The sequence below is a fragment of the Flavivirga spongiicola genome (genome assembly GCF_030540825.1).
Lineage (GTDB): Bacteria > Bacteroidota > Bacteroidia > Flavobacteriales > Flavobacteriaceae > Flavivirga > Flavivirga spongiicola.
This window is the reverse complement of record NZ_JAUOEO010000001.1, coordinates 1,780,701-1,800,178: the sequence shown is the minus strand read 5'-3', so window position 1 is coordinate 1,800,178 and position 19,478 is coordinate 1,780,701. Positions and strand designations below refer to the sequence as shown.

14 protein-coding genes are annotated in these 19,478 nt (G+C 32.7%); 7 read left to right on the top strand and 7 right to left on the bottom strand.

The features are described 5' to 3' along the window. Positions 1–222: 222 nt before the first annotated feature. Complete coding sequence (locus Q4Q47_RS07005) at positions 223–1,362, top strand: cystathionine gamma-synthase (protein ID WP_303305936.1); 1,140 nt, start codon at positions 223–225, stop codon at positions 1,360–1,362. On the opposite strand, the gene Q4Q47_RS07000 is transcribed toward Q4Q47_RS07005, so the two are convergent. Further along, complete coding sequence (locus Q4Q47_RS07000) at positions 1,354–2,157, bottom strand: THC0290_0291 family protein (RefSeq protein ID WP_331497693.1); 804 nt, start codon at positions 2,155–2,157, stop codon at positions 1,354–1,356. The genes Q4Q47_RS07005 and Q4Q47_RS07000 overlap by 9 nt on opposite strands. Positions 2,158–2,561: 404 nt before the next feature. On the opposite strand from Q4Q47_RS07000, the gene gdhA reads away from it, so the two are divergent. The 4 genes from gdhA (at position 2,562) to Q4Q47_RS06980 (ending at position 9,504) form a co-directional block, all read left to right on the top strand. Continuing rightward, entirely contained in the window at positions 2,562–3,905 is a 1,344-nt protein-coding gene (gene gdhA, locus Q4Q47_RS06995; protein WP_303305935.1) for an NADP-specific glutamate dehydrogenase, read from the top strand. 121 nt (positions 3,906–4,026) lie between these two features. Then, complete coding sequence (porZ, locus tag Q4Q47_RS06990) at positions 4,027–6,369, top strand: type IX secretion system anionic LPS delivery protein PorZ (RefSeq protein WP_303305934.1); 2,343 nt, start codon at positions 4,027–4,029, stop codon at positions 6,367–6,369. Beyond that, complete coding sequence (gene recO / locus Q4Q47_RS06985) at positions 6,369–7,088, top strand: DNA repair protein RecO (RefSeq protein ID WP_303305933.1); 720 nt, start codon at positions 6,369–6,371, stop codon at positions 7,086–7,088. Before porZ ends, recO begins: the two co-directional genes overlap by 1 nt. Positions 7,089–7,092: 4 nt before the next feature. Then, a complete protein-coding gene (locus tag Q4Q47_RS06980) occupies positions 7,093–9,504 on the top strand; it encodes a TonB-dependent receptor plug domain-containing protein (protein ID WP_303305932.1) in 2,412 nt (803 codons plus the stop codon). A gap of 133 nt (positions 9,505–9,637) precedes the next feature. On the opposite strand, the gene Q4Q47_RS06975 is transcribed toward Q4Q47_RS06980, so the two are convergent. Continuing rightward, on the bottom strand, positions 9,638–12,118 hold the full coding sequence (locus Q4Q47_RS06975) for a hypothetical protein (protein ID WP_303305931.1): 2,481 nt from the start codon (positions 12,116–12,118) through the stop codon (positions 9,638–9,640). An 86-nt stretch (positions 12,119–12,204) separates the two neighbouring features. Between Q4Q47_RS06975 and Q4Q47_RS06970 the strand changes: the two genes are divergently transcribed. Next, on the top strand, positions 12,205–12,678 hold the full coding sequence (locus Q4Q47_RS06970) for a regulatory protein RecX (protein ID WP_303305930.1): 474 nt from the start codon (positions 12,205–12,207) through the stop codon (positions 12,676–12,678). Here Q4Q47_RS06970 and Q4Q47_RS06965 read toward each other — a convergent pair. Together Q4Q47_RS06965 and bioB are read right to left on the bottom strand one after the other, a co-directional pair. Then, positions 12,668–13,540, bottom strand: a complete 873-nt coding sequence (locus tag Q4Q47_RS06965; protein ID WP_303305929.1) for a cupin-like domain-containing protein — start codon at positions 13,538–13,540, stop codon at positions 12,668–12,670. The genes Q4Q47_RS06970 and Q4Q47_RS06965 overlap by 11 nt on opposite strands. A gap of 175 nt (positions 13,541–13,715) precedes the next feature. Next, the gene (gene bioB / locus Q4Q47_RS06960; protein WP_303305928.1) at positions 13,716–14,810 is read right to left on the bottom strand and encodes a biotin synthase BioB; all 1,095 of its coding nucleotides are present in this window, start codon (positions 14,808–14,810) and stop codon (positions 13,716–13,718) included. A 231-nt stretch (positions 14,811–15,041) separates the two neighbouring features. Here bioB and Q4Q47_RS06955 point away from each other — a divergent pair, with 231 nt between their 5' ends. After that, entirely contained in the window at positions 15,042–16,031 is a 990-nt protein-coding gene (locus Q4Q47_RS06955) for a sugar-transfer associated ATP-grasp domain-containing protein (protein ID WP_303305927.1), read from the top strand. A gap of 55 nt (positions 16,032–16,086) precedes the next feature. Here Q4Q47_RS06955 and Q4Q47_RS06950 read toward each other — a convergent pair whose 3' ends face one another. From Q4Q47_RS06950 to Q4Q47_RS06940, 3 genes are read right to left on the bottom strand one after another with little or no spacing between them, the layout of a single operon-like run. Beyond that, the gene (locus Q4Q47_RS06950; RefSeq protein ID WP_303305926.1) at positions 16,087–17,514 is read right to left on the bottom strand and encodes a flotillin family protein; all 1,428 of its coding nucleotides are present in this window, start codon (positions 17,512–17,514) and stop codon (positions 16,087–16,089) included. After that, positions 17,483–18,112, bottom strand: a complete 630-nt coding sequence (locus Q4Q47_RS06945; protein ID WP_303305925.1) for a hypothetical protein — start codon at positions 18,110–18,112, stop codon at positions 17,483–17,485. Before Q4Q47_RS06945 ends, Q4Q47_RS06950 begins: the two co-directional genes overlap by 32 nt. A 59-nt stretch (positions 18,113–18,171) precedes the next feature. Continuing rightward, complete coding sequence (locus tag Q4Q47_RS06940; RefSeq protein WP_303305924.1) at positions 18,172–19,359, bottom strand: beta-ketoacyl synthase N-terminal-like domain-containing protein; 1,188 nt, start codon at positions 19,357–19,359, stop codon at positions 18,172–18,174. Positions 19,360–19,478: the final 119 nt, after the last annotated feature.

Sequence of the window (19,478 nt, the reverse complement as noted above, 5' to 3'; positions counted from 1 at the left end):
AAAAATAATTCATCAATATAAAATTATGGAGATGTCTTTTAAAATTGTCATTCTCGCCTTTAGGTTCCGCTCAAGATAAACTTCGGCGAGAATCTAATCAATAAGTATTTATACTTCAAACCACTTGTGCCAATTGTGAATTGAATAATTTGTATGATTACACTTATTAATGTTTTTTGCTTCACCGAATTAAAACTTACCTTTATACAAAGGTTTTTGAAAATGAAATTTAATACAAAAGTAATCCACGGTGGTCAAGAACATGATGCAGCTTTTGGAGCTGTAATGCCTCCAATTTATCAAACGTCTACTTATGCTCAAACAACCCCAGGAGGGCACAAAGGGTATGAATATTCTAGAACCCATAATCCAACTCGGAACGCTTTAGAAAATGCTTTTGCGAGTATTGAAAATGGAAAATATGGATTGGCTTTTGGTTCTGGCCTGGCAGCTATTGATGCTATTATTAAGCTTTTAAAACCTGGTGACGAAATAGTCTCTACGAATGATTTATACGGAGGTTCTTTTCGTTTGTTTACAAAGATTTTTCAAGATTTTGGAATAAAGTTTCATTTTATAGGCATGCAAGATGCTTCAAATATTGAGAGATATATTAATATAAACACTAAACTAATTTGGGTAGAAACACCAACCAACCCAATGATGAAAATTATTGATGTGAAAGCAGTTTCTATTATTGCAAAAAAGTATAAGATTTTACTAGCTGTAGATAATACATTTGCCACGCCATATTTACAACAACCTTTAGATTTGGGGGCAGATATTGTGATGCATTCTGCAACTAAATATTTAGGAGGGCATAGTGATGTCGTTATGGGAGCTTTAGTCGTGAAAGATAAAGAGCTCGCTGATAAGCTATACTTTATACAAAACGCCAGCGGTGCTATTTGTGGTCCTCAGGATAGTTTTTTAGTATTAAGAGGTATAAAAACATTGCATATTAGAATGCAGCGTCATTGTGAAAATGGTAAAGCTGTTGCTGAGTTTTTAGCTAATCATCCAAAAATAGAAAAAGTGTATTGGCCTGGTTTTGAAAATCACCCTAATCATAAAATTGCTAAATCTCAAATGAGAGATTTTGGCGGGATGATTTCTTTTACAACTAAAGGAAATAATATGAAGGAATCTATCAAAATTGTCGAAAATTTGAAGATTTTCACTTTGGCTGAATCTTTGGGAGGCGTTGAATCGCTTTCTGGTCATCCTGCAAGTATGACACATGCAAGTATTCCGAAAGAAGAAAGAGAAAAAACCGGTGTTGTAGATTCTTTAATCAGGTTAAGTGTGGGAATAGAAGATATTGATGACTTAATTGCTGATTTAGAGCAAGCTTTAGTTTAAATAGTAAATATATCCAATATTAAACCATACTAACCAATCATCACTTTTGTTGAAGTCTAACTGGTGATTAAGGCCGTCAACCCAATCACTAAAATAATATTGCCATCTTAAATCGAGCATTAAATCTGAAAGTTTATCAAGCTTATACCGTACACCAACACTTGAAACCATAGACCATGCACTACCAGAGGAAGCATCTACAGATCCTGGATCCCAAAGTGAATAAAAATTACTGGGCTCGAGGACATTTCCAGTTAAAAGAGGGTTAGGGTTTTCGTATGTGGTACTAACTTCTGGAGAAAAAGATGTATAATGGACTCCTAAACTTATAAAAGGAGCCAATCTATAGCTAAAAGATTGGAAGGAACGAATGCTAAGAGGATAGAATTCAAGTTGTGTACCTATATCTAGATTTTTAGCAACACCTTTGTGACCTCTTAGTTTATCTGCATCTATGCTAACTCTACTAGGGTCAACAAACTTACCAAGATGCTCAAGATTGGTTTTATTCCAAGATATTTCGTTTCGTAATTTAAAATGGTCATTAAAATAAGTGTCAGTGGTAAAACAGTTACAATCTGCTCTGTAAGAGAAATTTAAATAATGGACAACTCCTATTCCAAATCCTGAATTTCCAAAATTTGTTTTAGAATCTTCACGACTACCAAAATCTGACCTAAACTGTAAAGGACCAGTGATAACCCCAATTTCATGAGAGAAGCCTAATTGAGCACTGGCTGTTTGAAAAATAACAAACAAGCAGAAAGCAGAAGCTAAATGTTTCATGTTAAGCATAGTGAGTTTTTTTGTTTTTTTGAGGCATAGTTGACAACAAATATAGAAAAACTCGTTAAACTAACAAATTTTATCGTTAAACTAACAAAATAATAATGAATTTTGCTAAATATATTGAAGTTATTTATTGTGAATTTAAAAATTAAAATGCTTATTATCTTTAAATTCAAAATAAGTATGATACAGTCTCGTGTAGTTTCTTGAGGTATTGTTAAGAATAAACATATTAAACTTAGTGAAAAAATAAATATAAATTGGTAAACGATCAAATAATAATAAATTCCTTAAAAATCATACCGAAATTATTCATTGCGAATTTCAAAAAAAAACAGTCTTTTTTTTAAAGATACCGTATATTTGCATCCTTAAATCACCTATTTAATAAATAATACAATTTTGTGTGTATGAAAAGTAATATTGAATCATTTTTAGACTTAGTAAAACAAAGGAATGGTCACGAACCAGAATTTTTACAGGCTGTAGAGGAAGTTGCAGAAACTGTTATCCCATATATTATTCAAAATGATATATATTATGGTAAAAATATTCTTTTAAGAATGGTTGAGCCAGAACGTGTTATATCATTTAGAGTTTGCTGGGTTGATGATAAAGGAGAAATACAAGTTAATAGAGGATATAGAATTCAAATGAATTCTGCTATAGGTCCTTATAAAGGAGGACTACGTTTTCACCCGACTGTTAATATGAGTATTTTGAAATTTTTAGCATTTGAACAAGTATTTAAAAACAGTCTTACAACTTTACCCATGGGAGGAGGTAAAGGAGGAAGTGATTTTGATCCTAAAGGAAAGAGTGATAACGAAATTATGCGCTTTTGTCATGCATTTATGAGTGAGCTATTTAGACATATTGGTCATAATACAGATGTTCCAGCTGGAGATATTGGTGTGGGAGCAAGAGAAATTGGTTTCCTTTTTGGAATGTATAAAAAAATAAGTAATGGCTTTACTGGTGTTTTAACTGGTAAAGGTATGTCTTGGGGAGGTTCGCTAATTAGACCAGAAGCAACGGGCTATGGTACTGTATATTTTGCACAGAGAATGCTAGAAACTAAAGGAGATAGCTTTAAAGGAAAAGGTGTTGTAGTATCTGGTTCTGGAAATGTTGCGCAATATGCAGCAGAGAAAGTAATACAATTAGGAGGTAAAGTTTTAACACTTTCTGATTCTTCAGGTTATATTTATGATGAAAAGGGTATAGATGAAGAGAAATTGAGATATGTGATGGAGCTTAAAAATGAAAAAAGAGGCAGGATCAGTGAGTACTTGGAAACGTATCCTCATGCGAAATTTATTAAAGGAAAGACACCTTGGGAGGTTAAATGTGATATAGCATTACCATGTGCCACCCAAAATGAACTTAATAAAGACGATGCGAATACGCTTTTGAATAATGGTTGCATTTGTGTAAGTGAAGGCGCAAATATGCCATCAACTAAAGAGGCAATAACTATGTTCCACAAAGCTAAAATATTATTTGCACCTGGAAAAGCATCAAATGCAGGCGGTGTAGCTACGTCTGGTTTAGAAATGACTCAAAACTCATTAAGGTTTAACTGGACTAGAGAAGAGGTGGATTTAAAACTAAAAGATATTATGTCTAATATTCATGATGCTTGTATTGAATATGGAAAAGATGAAGATGGTTATATTGATTATGTTAAAGGCGCTAATATTGCCGGATTTGTAAAAGTAGCAGATGCTATGTTGGCACAAGGTATTGTATAATCAATTGCCTAATAAACAAATAAAAAGCTTCTCATTTATGGGAAGCTTTTTTACTTAAAATATATTATTTTAAGGTAAAACTCGTTAGTTATAAATATATTTGAACATCTAAATAGGATACATGTTTAAAAGACTAATTGTTTTCATAATTTTCTTGTTTCCATTGCTACAATTCTCTCAAGATTTTTCTGCATTATGGGAAGGTCATTTTTCATATAACAATATAAAAGATGTATCGCGAGGTAATAATAAAATTTATGCAGCAGCAGAAAATGCTGTTTTTAGTCTAGACATACAGACAAACGAAATTGAAAAACTTACAACTGTTAACGGATTATCAGGAGAAACAATTTCAACGATTTATTATAGTGAGGTATATGAATTATTAGTTATTGGATATGAAAATGGTTTAATAGAGGTAGCCTTTGATAATGATGACGATATTCTTTCTGTGGTTGATATCCTTGACAAGATAACCATTCCTGCTGTAGATAAAAGGATTAATCATTTTAATGCTTATCAAAATGTTATATACATTTCAACAAACTATGGGATTTCGGTTTTTGATTTAGAAAGATTAGAGTTTGGAGACACCTATTTTATTGGCAATGGAGGAAGTCAAATACAAGTGAATCAAACAACTATTTTTGGTGATTATATTTATGCAGCTTGTCTGGACGGAAGTGGGCTTAGAAAGGGGCTTATTTCCAACCCAAACCTTATAGATTATCAAAATTGGCAATTAGTTAATTCAGGTAATTGGTTATTAATAGAGTCTCAAGAAGATAAACTATATGCTATAGGAACTAATAGAAGAATTTATCAAATAGTTAATGATGTTTTAACTGAAATGTTTTTATATACAGATACTCCGTTGGATATGAGATCTGTTAATGGCAATTTAATAGTGACTACACAAAATGATGTGTTTGTTTATGATGCTAATTTTAATATAATATCTCAAATTTCTATAAATCCTTCTTTTGATACTCAATATAATTCTGCTATTCTAGATTCAGAAAACATTTATATTGGAACTAAGGATTTTGGGATTTTAAAAACATCGCTGGTAAATCCAATGGTTTTTGAAGAAATACATCCAGATGGGCCATTATTAAATAGTCCATTTTCAATTGAAGCAGAACCGAATGGTTTATGGGTGACTTTTGGAGATTATACAACCAGATATAACCCATCTCCGATGAGAATGTATGGGATTAGTCATTTAAATGGTGAGGCCTGGCATAATTCACCATACGATAGTTTATTTAATTCTAGAAACCTAAATAAGATTGCTATAAATCCGTTTAACTCTGAACAGGTATTTGTTAGCTCTTTTCAAGATGGATTATTGGAAATTAATAATAATAAACCAACAATAAGATATGATCAGGCTAATAGTGGGTTAGAATCACTGGTTTTGTCAGGGAATCCAAGTTTTATTAGTTTACGTGTATCTGGATTAGCTTTTGATACAAATGGTTTGCTATGGTCAATTACTTCTTTACTTGAGAAACCTTTAAAATCTTACAACCCCAGTAATAATCAATGGACAAGTTATAATTTTTCTGAGTTGATTAATGATCCAATTGCAGATAATTTGGGGTTTAATAGTATCGTTATAGACCCTTTGGGAACAAAGTTTATAACGTCCTTTTCTAAAGGGGTAATAGGTTTTAATGAAAATGGAAACCTGTTAAAGAGTATTAGCGAAGAAGAGGTTGGTTTTCCTATAAAGTCAGTTCGCGCATTGGCTATAGACAATAGAGGGCAATTATGGATAGGAACACATGCAGGTTTAAGGGTATTATATAATACGTCAAGCTTTTTTACAGATGATAATGTTCGAGTTGAAGAGGTTATAATTGAAGAAGATGGTATAGCAAAGGAACTTTTAGCAGAACAATTCATCTCTGATATTAAAGTAGATGGTTCAAATAATAAATGGATATCTACCATTGATTCAGGAGTATTTTACTTATCCTCAGATGGACAAAAAACGATATTTCATTTTACTAAAGATAATTCTCCTTTGCCTTCAAATGATGTAAACTATATTTCAATTGATGGAGCAAATGGTATTGTTTATATCGCTACGAGTAAAGGGTTAGTGTCATTCCGTTCGGGTGGATCTAGCCCATTTGAAGATTTAGAAAATGCTTATGCTTATCCAAACCCTGTGAGGCCAACTTTTAATATAGTAGAGGAAAAAGTTAAGATTAAGGACGTCTCGGAAAATGTAAATATTAAAATAACAGATATTGAAGGTAATTTAGTGGCTGAAGCCCAATCTAGAACGAATCAAAGGCATAGTGGATACAACCTAGAAATAGATGGGGGGACAGCTTATTGGAATGGAAAAAATATGGCAAATAATGTGGTTGCTTCTGGAGTTTACTTAATCATGCTTTCTGATTTAGATTCGTTTGAAACTAAAGTTCTAAAATTAATGGTTGTTAGATAATGTTAACTACTACGAATGCCATCGTTTTATCCAAATTAAAATATAGAGATAACGACTTAATCGTTAAGTGCTATACGCAACAACTAGGAGTTGTTAGTTTTTTATTAAGAGGCGTTTTAAAAAGTAAAAAAGGACATTCTAAGGCAGCTTACTTTCAGTTACTCTCACAGTTGCAATTAATTATTGTATATAAGAATAATAGATCATTGCAAGCTATAAAAGAAACTAAGTTGAATACTATTTATACAAGTTTGCACTCTAATGTTTTAAAGAGTTCTATTGTTATGTTTTTGTCTGAAGTATTATCGAATACACTAAAAGAAGAAGAAAAAAACGAAACACTTTATAGTTATATTGAAACTACGTTGATGTGGCTTGATACACATTCAGAATATTCAAATTTTCATTTACTGTTTTTACTTAATTTAACGAAGTATTTAGGATTTTACCCAGACACAAAAAATACAGATTACCCTTTTTTTAATTTGGCAGAAGGGAAGTTTGAAGCAAAATCGCAAGGTAGATATTCTCTATCTGGAGAAAATTTAACACTTTTAAAACAACTGTTAGGCACAACATTTGATGCCTTGTCTACTGTAGAAATTAATGCAAAACAAAGACAGTCATTTTTAAGTATGATTTTGCTATATTTTGAATTACATTTGGGGAGTTTTAAAACACCAAAATCATTACTGATATTTAATCAGGTTTTTAATTAAAAGCATGAAGTTTTTTTATACTATTTTCTTCCTTTTACTTGTTTCTATATCTTCTCGGGCACAGAATGTAAAGGTTCTTAGTGAGCTTACAAAAGAACCCATTTTTGGAGTGGCCATATATAATGTGGACAAATCAGAAAGTGTTGTTACTAATTTTAGAGGCGAAGCAGACTTAAGTGGGTTTACGGATACTGAAACAATTTACTTTAAACATTTGTCCCATGTTTTAAAAAAAATAACAAAGCTTCAATTATGGGACTCGAACAAAGTGTATTTAATTTCCAATACTCAAGGGTTAGAAGAGATTGTTATTTCTGCTTCAAAATTTGAGCAAAGTAAAAGAGATATTCCACAAAAAATAATTAGTGTAAATAGTACTAGGATTCAATTTTCAAATCCACAAACAAGTGCTGATTTATTGGAGAATACCGGAAAAGTTTATATTCAAAAAAGTCAGTTAGGAGGAGGAAGCCCAATGATTAGGGGGTTTTCTACCAATAGATTATTAATTACTGTTGATGGCGTAAGAATGAATAATGCCATTTTTAGAGGTGGAAACTTACAAAACGTTATTGCTATTGATCCGTTTTCTGTCCAAAATACTGAAGTTACTTTAGGTTCGGGTTCCGTAATATATGGAAGTGATGCCATTGGAGGTGTTATGAGTTTTTACACTCAAAAACCAAAATTATCTTATTCAGATTCGTTGTTGTTTAAATCTAATATTATTGCAAGATATTCATCAGCTAGTGATGAAAAAACGGGACATTTTGATTTTAATTTAGGATACAAAAAATGGGCCTTTGTAACTAATGGTAGCTATACAAGTTTTGGAGATTTAAAAATGGGTAAAAACGGCCCCAATGAATATTTAAGGCCTGAATTTGTTTTGACAACTAACGCAGGCGATGTTATCATTGAAAATAATAATCCACAGGTTCAAAAATTTTCTGGATACAATCAATTAAATGTCATGCAAAAAGTTCGTTACGAACCTTATAAAAATTTAAGTTTTGATTTAGGTTTGTATTATACAAGAACATCAAATGTTCCTAGATATGATCGCTTGCTAAGATATAGGAATGATATTTTGCGCTCTGCAGAATGGAATTATGGACCACAAGAATGGTTTATGTCTAATCTACAGATTACTAAATTAAGTAGTAACTCTAATTTATATGATAAAATTAAAGCGACTTTAGCATATCAAAATTTTCAAGAAAGTAGATTAGATAGAGATTTCCAATCAGTCACAAGAAATATTAGAGAGGAAGCAGTAGATGCATATTCCTTTAATTTAGACTTAGAAAAAACATTAAGCCCAAATACACAGTTTTTTTATGGATTAGAATATGTGTATAATAAAGTGATGTCTCATGGAAAGGAAGAAGATATATCTAGCAACATTAGTCTGCCATCTGTTTCCAGGTATCCAAATGGAGCTAGTTGGCAATCTGCGGCGATATATTCTAGTATTAAATATAAACCAAACTCAAAATTTGTTTTACAATCTGGTTTACGTTTTAATCATGTTGTTTCCAAGGCCAATTTTGAAGAAAATAATGCCTTTTTAAATCTACCCTTTAAATCATCTAAAAACAAAGCAGGAGCACTTACAGGAACTGCTGGTATAAGATGGTCTCCAAATAGAACAATACAATGGAAACTTAATGCATCTTCTGCTTTTAGAGCGCCTAATATTGATGATATTGGTAAGGTGTTTGATTCCGAACCGGGTTCGGTAGTTGTTCCTAATGAAAATCTAAAACCAGAATATGCTTATGGGGGTGAATTAGGATTGAAATTGGATTTCAATAAAAAAATAATACTAGATATGGGTACATATTATACGTATTTAGACAATGCTTTAGTACGTAGAGATTACAATTTAAATGGCAATACAGAAATTATTTACGATGGGGAGTTAAGTAATGTACAAGCTATACAAAATGCTTCAAAAGCCTGGATTTATGGTTTTGAGGTAGGTTTAATAGCTGCTATCACGAATCACATCGATTTGACTTCTCAATATAGTATCATTGGAGGCACAGAAGAGGAAGGTGATATGGAAGTGCCTATTCGTCATGTAGCACCTAATTTTGGAAACACACATTTAGTCTGGACATCTAAAGGGCTGAAGTTAGATGTGTTTGCAAATTATAACAGCGAACTTTCTTTTAACCAATTAGCGCCTTCAGAAGTTGAAAAGGATTATATCTATGCGCTTGATGCTAATGGAAACCCATACAGCCCTTCTTGGTATACATTCAATCTTAGGGCACAATGTCAAATAAGTAATTCAACGACACTTACTGCTAGTTTAGAAAACATCACAGACCAACGTTATAAAACATATTCTTCTGGAATTGCAGCAGCAGGAAGGAATTTTATTATGTCTTTAAAATATAGTTTGTAATGGTTTGTATTACAAAACTTCAGTGATTTTTTTGTCATTCAGAGCGTAGCGAAGAATCTCTAAAAAAGAAATCATATAGAATATGACAATAAGATTCTTCGCTGCGCTCTGAATGACAATAAATGACAGTAATCTATTTTTTTAAAGCTTTTTTAGTAACAATAGCCCCATTTGATAATTCTACTTTAGCAATATAAATAGTATTACTTAAATTAGAGAGCCTATAAGTTTCAGAACTGTTTTGGCCTTCAAAATGATATAATTGGCGACCAATAAGATCAAAAACACTAATGATTTTAATGTTTAAGCTATTATTTGTGCTAAACTGAACTTTGTCATTATCTAAATCAACAATACTGAATTGATTTTCTTCTATAGAAACATTGTTTGTAGATAACGAGTTTGCATTAAATACAATTTCAAAGCGGTCATTAAACTCACCTGAATCTGATGTGAAGGTATAATCTGAAGCAGACAAATCGTGTGACTTATTAAGTAAGTTGTCTCTTAGATAAACGGTATTATTAGCCAAAAAGTCTCCTTGCAATTGGGCAATGGATAATTTGTATAATGTAGGAACATTAATGGTGGTTTTAAAACCAAGTTTAATAGTTTCATCTCTATCAAGGCTATTTGTTGCTTTTCCTTGAATGGCAAATTTTTTGTTAGAACCTTCTATGGTTGAATACAAAGCAACTCCTTTATTTGGGAATTTAGCAGTGTCGTATGAAGTCCCATCATCTTCATTAGTAGCACCATTTACATAACCTACAAGGATTTGATTAAAAATACCATTATCTGAGGTTAAATTCACCCATAATTTATTAGCGACTGCAGTATTTGTTTTACTTTTCGTATTGGTGTTTTTGAAAAACTGATTGTTAGCTGATGTATTTGCAATACGCATAGAATTGCTAAATACAACATTTGTAGTGTATACATCACCAGATACCAAAGTTGCAGGAGCTGAATTAGCCATAGATATAAAAAAACCTTGACCAGACGGAATATTTCTGCTTGGGGTGACACCATCCCCACCAGCATTTACACCAACGAGATTTATAATGGCAAAATCGTCATTTGTAAAATTAAGTTGTTGATTTCCATTAGCAGTAGCTGAAGGATCTGTATCTTGAGACCATAAAAAGATGGCACCATCAATATAACCTGTTCCATTATAACTAGTCCCGTTGACATCAGTAGCTACATTACTATTAGCTGCTAAAAATAAATCTGCATCAATAGGAGAAGGGTAAGGGTTACCAACAAAGTTCTGATTTATATCACCAGTTTCAGAATCATTTCTATAAATAGGCACTGTTATAACACCATTATTGAAATCGCCTGTAAAAGTATATCTAAATTGTTTATTTTGCGTTCCTAGGGCAATATCATAGGCAAAACTTGTTAGAGTAGTGGCATAACCTATTCCAGCTTGCATAACGGTAGAACCATTTACCAATATCCAATCATCACCATTATCATCAATATCATCTTGACCTGCTACCTGTATACCATCATTATTATTTTCTCTAGTAGCATCTAGAAAATTTTGTGCATTAAAAATAAAACGTCTACTAGGGCTTGAATCAGTTATAGCGGCACTAATCGTTTCTCCAGAAACGGGTGAACTCCAATAAGTATATTCATACCATGCATCCATGGGAGCAGTTCTTTTATCTACCGACATCAATCCGTTATTTGTTACAACACCAAAATCGTTGTTTTGAACTACTGATCCGTAAGGTTGAACATCAATAGAACTTCCTGTATCAACAGTAATGTCATTTTGAATTTCAATATAGGTATAATCGTTTACAGTTAAAGTTGAATTATTGTTAACAGTTAAACTACAGGCACTAAAACTTGCTGTACTTGTACTATAGTTTCCATTAATAACAGTTTCGGTAGTAATATCAGGTCCTACCACGTTATCCCAAGCAGAGCCATCCCAAGTTACAGTTGCTCCACAAGGTACAAGAGTACCCCAAATTTCAATATTATCAATGGCGATATCTTCATCACCATCATCAAGATTAAAAACAATTTGAATATCTAATAGAGAACCTGTACCAGCAATGCTTTGCGTAAATTGAGTGAATGTGTCTGTTATTTCAGAGCCATCTCCAGTACCATCATAATCGGTATCTATATATGGAGCAGAGTTAAATGCGCTTCCGTCATTTTCCAGCCATAATAAATTTGAGAAAGAATTTGAGTTGTCAATATCATAATTAAAATGTACATAGTTAGGGGCATCCCAATCTTCATTAGATCCGTCATCATCTTCAGCTAAATGTACTCTAAATTCTAGGCTGGAATAACCACTTATGTTGATATTATTTATAAGTAGGGTTAGTGGCAAAGTAGGCTCAACACCATTTGTATCTTGAGCAGCAAAATAATAAGAACCTTGAATATTAGAAAATACTTCATCAGTTGTATTAGTTCCATCCGTTCTAATAAAATAATCTGTTGTACCACTAGTGAATTCAGTTACATTAGTTGCATAACCTCCAACTGATTCGAAGGTTAGTTCTGCAATTTTGGTCTGTCCATAACCAAAATTATAAACTAAAAGAAATAATATTATAATGGAAGTAATCTTTTTCATCTCGTTAAGTATTAAAATCTAAGATTTGGTTTTTTATAAATTTTTATTCTCATTGTTAATTTATCTATTGCTATTTTTGACGACCAATGCAATCAAAAAAAACATACACCGTACAAGAAGCTACCAAAAAAATAGAGCATTATTGTGCGTATCAAGAACGTTGTCATCAAGAGGTTAGACAAAAGTTAGAAGGGATGCACATGATACCCGAGGCTATCGATGTTATCATAGTTCACCTTTTGGAACATAACTTTCTTAATGAAGAACGTTTTGCCAAAACATTTGTAAGTGGTAAGTTTAAAATTAAGAATTGGGGGCGACGACGTTTAACTTACGAACTTAAGAAAAAAGACGTGCTCAAAGTTAATATAAATCAGGCACTTAACGAAATAGGAAATGAGGAGTATATCGAGATTTTCAACGATTTAGCCGAAAAAAAGGCGAATTCGATTAAAGAAACTAACAAGTTTAAGAAAAGAAAGAAATTAATCGATTATTTGCTATATAAAGGATGGGAATCTTATTTAGTGTACGAAAAAGCGAACGAGCTTATACAGTAATATGACTATTTTTATGTGTTCGTACTACCGCCTGCTCATTTTTCCAATCAATCCATTTTTGGCCTCTTAAACGCCTCATGATATTATCATAATTGCGCATAATAAATAGATTGTATATCGCTCTGCTAAAGTTTTTTGGGTTTCTGGCTATAGCCCTCAAACTCATAGAAAACCCAGGCGTTATATAACGCATATAATGCCAATAGCCTTCTGGCATATATAAAACTTCACCATGATTCAATTCAGTTTTATAACCTTTAGCTTTTTTTAGCATAGGCCATTTTTCAAAATCAGGATTGTTAAAATCAATATCTTCTCTGGTAATTAAAGAATGCGGAATTTTATATAAGTATTTACTCTGTTTTTGATTAAACAAGATAACTTGTTTTGTTCCTTCGAAATGAAAATGAAAAATATTGGCTAAATCAATATCATAATGCATAAAAGTATGCGAATCACGTCCCCCAAAAAACAACATGGGAATCCCTTTCATGAGACGTAAACCAAAATCTGGAAATGTGAAATCTTTTTGTAGTTGAGGTATTTCTTTTAAAGCATTCCAAAGAAAAATGCGATACTTTGTAGGCTCTTTTTTTAGTAAATCCACATAATCACTCATTTTCATTTTTGCATGTGGTTCGTTAAATCCATCTTTATAATCTACAGGTCTGTCATCGTAAAGAGGAATGGTAATATTACCGGCAATGGCTTTCATATAGTCTAAATTCCACTTGGTGTATGCAGGCCAATCTTCTATGAGATTCTCAATAACCACAGGTTTTTGCGGATTAAAATAATATTTTAAAAAGTCCGCTTTAGTAATAGCTTTTACACGAGGGATATCTTGCAGATTAAGTGTCAATACTTAAGTAATTTTTGTCTTCAAAGTTATGAAAACGTTATGAAAACAGAAATAGTATTTAGGGTGTTGCTCCTAATTTATTGAAAAATAATCGTTTGTATAAGTAAAAAAGATTGGATTTACGCCAAATAAAGTTAAAGGGATATAACCTCTAACTCATTAAAAAAATGCAAAATTATTTTAAAGTTTTAGCTTTTTCTTTGGCTGCTTCGTTACGCTCAATAGTATGTTCTGGTCGTGTCCATTTGGGTTTTTCTCCTAAAGCCTCATATTGAGAATCGTTTGCTTCAACTGTTTTAGGTTGTACCTTTTTTGTAAACGGTTTTTGTGGATTCATACCTAGTAATTCAAACATTTTCATGTCTTCATTTACATCAGGGTTTGGAGTTGTCAATAATTTATCGCCAGCAAAAATAGAATTAGCACCAGCAAAAAAGCACATAGCTTGTCCTTCTCTAGACATCTGGGTTCTACCTGCGCTTAAACGCACTTGTGTTTCTGGCATCACAATACGTGTGGTAGCAACCATGCGAATCATATCCCAAATTTCAACAGGTTTCTCATCTTCTAAAGGTGTCCCTTCAACCGCAACTAAAGCATTTATTGGAGTAGATTCTGGTTGCGGATTTAAGGTTGATAATGCGACTAACATGCCGGCACGATCTTCTATATTTTCACCCATACCAATAATACCACCACTACAAACAGTCACATTGGTTTTACGTACATTATCAATCGTATCTAACCTGTCTTGATACCCTCGTGTAGATATGACTTCCTTATAGTATTCTTCCGATGAGTCTAAATTATGATTATAAGCGTATAAACCAGCTTCTGCCAGTCGTTGAGCTTGATTTTTAGTAATCATTCCAAGTGTACAACACACTTCCATATCCAGTTTATTAATGGTGCGCACCATTTCTAAAACCTCGTCAAATTCTTCACCATCTTTTACGTTACGCCATGCGGCACCCATACAAACACGAGAGCTACCGGTTGCTTTTGCACGCAAAGCCTGTGCTTTTACTTGTTGTACTGACATTAAATCGTTTCCTTCAATATCAGTATGATAACGAGCTGCCTGTGGGCAATAGCCACAATCTTCCGAACAACCGCCAGTTTTTATAGACAATAAAGTAGATACTTGTACGACATTAGGATCATGATGCAAACGGTGAATGGTTGCCGCTTCGTAAAGCAGCTCCATTAAAGGTTTGTTGTAAATTTTTATGATGTCTTCTTTTGTCCAGTTGTGTCTTATCTCGCTCATAAATCAAGTTGATTATCAATATCAAAAATACTAATTAAATAGGAGATATTTTTACTTTTTAGTTAATAAAATGGAAACGGTATCTGCTTCAAAATGAGGTGTCTTGTTCGTTTAATACATTTTATTTCTTTATCTTGAAGAAAGATTCTTTAAATATTTAAGTGCGTGCGGAATTTTGAAAACATTGGGAGAATTAAAGTCTTTATTAAAGATCCAAATAAAAAAGGATTTTTGAAAATAATTAAAGAATTATTGATTCTTACTATTAAAAAAAGAGAAATCCCTTATTATTATTTTAAATTTTTATATAGTAAAGATGTTAAAAACTATTTGGATTATTTAAGCACCAAAGAAGTGGTTGCTATTGGAAGCAGTAGCATGTTGCATAAACCTGAATACAAATCTTTATTTGATAATAAATTGTTTTTTGCTTTATTCTGTGAAAAATCTTCAATTAGAACACCAAAATTGATAAGCTATAATTTGGGGAGTAGTTTTTATTTTAATAATAAAAATGAGAAAATTTGTAGTAAGAAAGAGCTTGTTCTTTTTTTTGAAAAGATGTTTACCTTATTAAATATAGAAGGACTTTTTTTTAGGCCACCCTCGGATTATGGTGGAAAGGGGTGTTTTAAATTAACTAGAAAAACATTAGTTGTTGAAATTAACAAGAGATATGAATCGATAGTTAATGGATGTTTTGTTCATACAGAAATTATAAATCAACATACAGAAATTAATAAAATACATAGTAAATCTGTAAATACTATAAGAATGATTTCATTTATAACCCCAGAAGATGAAATTGAAATAATTTGTGCGTTTATGAGATTTGGTGTTGGGAATAGTCCTGTTGATAATGCATCTTCCGGTGGTTTTTGTGTTGGGATAAATTTAAATGAAGGCACTTTGAAACCTTCGGGATTTTTTATGCTTGAATACGGGGGAGGTAAAGTACAAGAGCACCCAGACAGTGGTTTTAAACTTGATGGTTTTAAAATTCCTTACTTTAAAGAAGCATGTGAAGAAGTTATTAAGGCTGTTAAAATTATACCAAATAGGTTTATAGGTTGGGATGTTGCAATTACTCAAAATGGGACAACTATAGTTGAAGCAAATTGGGATCCTCATATTTTTTTAAGTGGTTACGCGTACGGCGGGTTATTAAAAAATAAGCATATAAGGAATTTAGTAAAAGAATTAAAAACTAAAGAAAAATAATAGCCTACTAATAATTTTTTATTAGCAGGCTTTTATAATAAGTTAATGAAGATTATTATTCTGTATCGTTAGTATTTTCGACAATTGGATCTACGGTTTCGCTATCTTTTACATTCTTGCCTTTTAAATATTCGGGTAATTCCATACCAGCCATATTAAACATATCTTGCAAAGGTGGTACCGATTTATACATGCCCGAAAGGAAGTTTGCTGTCGAAGATTTTCCGTCTTCACCATTGCCGCCATTTTCCCATACGGTCACTTTGTCTATCTTAATATTTTTAATCGCTTCAGCTTGTGTTTTAACCAACTCAGGTAATTTGTCAGCAATTAATAATAGAACGGCGTCTTTGGAGCTATTACCTGCTGCTTTTACTATTTGGTCTAAACCAGCAGCTTGTTTTGTTAATACTTCATAAAGTCCTTGTGCTTCTGCTTGTGCTTTAAAAAGAATAGCATCCGCTTCCCCTTTGGCGCGTCTTCTAATTTTTTCAGCTTCCGCTTCGGCATCAATTTCAACTTTCTTTTTATCAATTTCAGCAGGCACAATAACATCGGCCATTTGAGAAGAACGCTCTCTTTCAGCTCTGGCTGTTTCTGCTTCCTTTTCGGCTGCGTAGGACTCTTCTAAGGCTTTTGCGCTTTGTACTTTTTCTGATGCAATCGCTACACGTTCGGCTTCTGCTTCTCTTTGACGACGTAGCGAATCTGAATTTGCCACAGCAATTTTCGCAGTATTTTCACCTTCTACAGCCTGAGCATTCGCCGCTGCAACCTGTGTCCTTTCATCTTGCACAGCATTGGCTTCCCCAATGGAACCGTCTCTGGTCTTTTCTGCCACCGATTTACGAGCTGCATTAATGGCATGAGCCGCAGCTTCTTTTCCTAAAGCTTCTATATAACCAGACTCATCTACAATATCGGTAATGTTTACGTTAATGAGTTTTAAACCTACTTTTTTAAGCTCAGATTCAACACTTTTCGAAATATTAGTTAAGAATTTATCTCTATCGGAGTTTATTTCTTCAATATCCATAGAAGCTACAACTAAACGCAGCTGGCCAAAGATAATTTCTTGTGCTAATTCTTGAATTTCATTTTGTCCTAAACCTAAAAGCCTTTCAGCGGCATTTTGCATAATCCCAGGTTCTGTAGAAATACCAATGGTAAAACGAGACGGTACATTTACACGAATATTTTGTTTAGAAAGGGCATTTACCAGATTAACTTCAATAGAAATGGGTGTTAAATCCAAAAACTCATAATCTTGAATTACCGGCAAAATAAATGCCGCACCACCGTGAATACATTTAGCCGATTGCCCCCCGCCTACTTTACCATAGACGACTAAAATTCTATCTGATGGACAACGTTTGTAGCGTCTTATTAAGACGATTAAAAATAGGAATATAAATAATACTCCAAAAATTAGGGCCATTGGAAACCCTAAATTAAAGCCCTCCTGAATTATCAGTAATTTCATAAGTGTGTTGTTTTATTGGTTCTATTGGTTTTCTTGTTTGATCTACTATTAATATACCATTGTTGGTTACATCTAATACTTTAACTATGGTTCCGGATTTTAATTCTACAAGAGAATCTGTTAATGCATCTAATTCTCGCAGTGCCCCTTGAACTCTTACACTAACTTTTCCCATTTTTGTGCGATTGGCACCGATGGTTAAGTATACTTCACCAATGGCATCAATAGCGTTTTTATACTTTAAAGTGCCACTATCGCTTAATTTTCTCATAAAGAAAAACATAGCGGCCATTATGGACATCATAACCAATCCAGAAAAAATAGAAATAACAATAGCTAAAGGTTTAGATAATCCCGCCTCTAAGCAGGCAATACCACTCCAGCCAAAAATGGTAAAGAAGCCAACAAGATTTTTAAAGGTTATAAATTGAAATCCTATTCCAGAATCGGCATCTATTTCTGAATCTAAATCTTCAAATTCGTCGGCATCACCTCCAATAAAGGCTAAAAGGATGACCACTGTAAAAACCAGCGAACCTATGATGGCAATTAACCAGTATATTTTTAAAAGGAAATCAAGATTTGAATACCATTCCATAGTTTTAAGATTTAAAAATTTAAGACTTAAATGTAAGCTTATTAAATCATCTTACAATGTTATTTTGAAAGTAAAATAGAAACTGCATTTCCTCCAAAACCAACAGCATTTACTATAATATTTTCTATTTTTTTTGGCGTATTTTGATTTTCTAAATATGGGATACCTATAAATTTTTTGTGTTGTAACATCAATACGGCTAGTTCAATACTTAAAGCCCCTGATGCTCCAAAGGTGTGACCTATCTTCCATTTATTTGTAGTTAAAGCAGGTGTTTTGTTACAAAATATTTTTTCTATAGCACTATATTCTGAAAGATCACCTTTTATGGTTCCAGGTGCGTGCATCACAATAACATCAATATCGTTAGGGTTTAAATGACCTAATGCCATTTGCATCGATTTTTGAAAGCATTGTGCGTCACTTGAAATAGAAATATTATGCTCTAAAATCTCGGTAGCATAACCAATCCCTTTTATAATAGCTAAAGCGTTTTCTTTTTTACCTGTTTCTAAACAAGCTATAGATGCGCCCTCTCCTAAAACCATGGTGTTTTGCTTTTTTTCTAGATTCAAAGCCTGGCAAGGAAAAGATTCTTCGGCAAGCTCAGAATGACATTCTTTGTTTAATTTGGCTTTCGAATATATTTTAAGTGCTTGCATTTGAGCAATGGTAAATGGTGTTAGAGGCGCTTCGCTACCACCAACCAAAAATTTATCACACATACCAGAGTTAATCCATGCAATACCATTAAGCATGGCATGTAATGCTGTCGAACATGTTATAGAATGACTTATTTCCGGACCTTGGGTTTGCAAATCATGAGCTACCCAAGACGAAATATTACCTAATGTTGTTGTAGGAGAGCTTAATGTTTTGGCTTTATTTTTTTTAAGAAAATCTTTGTGATAGGATTCAAAAAGTTGCGTGGCGCCGCGAGACGATCCAATATTAATTCCGAAATTGTCTGAACCATTCCAGTTAGCCTGCCTTATAGCTCGTCTGGAAGCATATATCGCAAATAAAACGGTATCATCAAGGGATTTATATTTAGAATCTGATTGACGTAATAATTCAATATGCTTTTTAGCATCTTTTGGAATTTCAGCAACTAGGGTATGTTCATTATCAAATGATTTTTCCGAGATACAATGCTGATTGTTTTGATAGCTTTCCCATGCGTCGTCTAAAGAATTTCCTAATGGCGAAATGGATGAAATAGCAGTTATTGAGATTGGTTTTTGCAAGATTTTAAAACTTTAAACAAAAGTAGTGTTATTGTATTTATTTCACATGAAAAAGTTTAAATGAGTTCATTATTTATTAATTGTATAAGGAATAAATTACATAATAATGTAACAAGTTT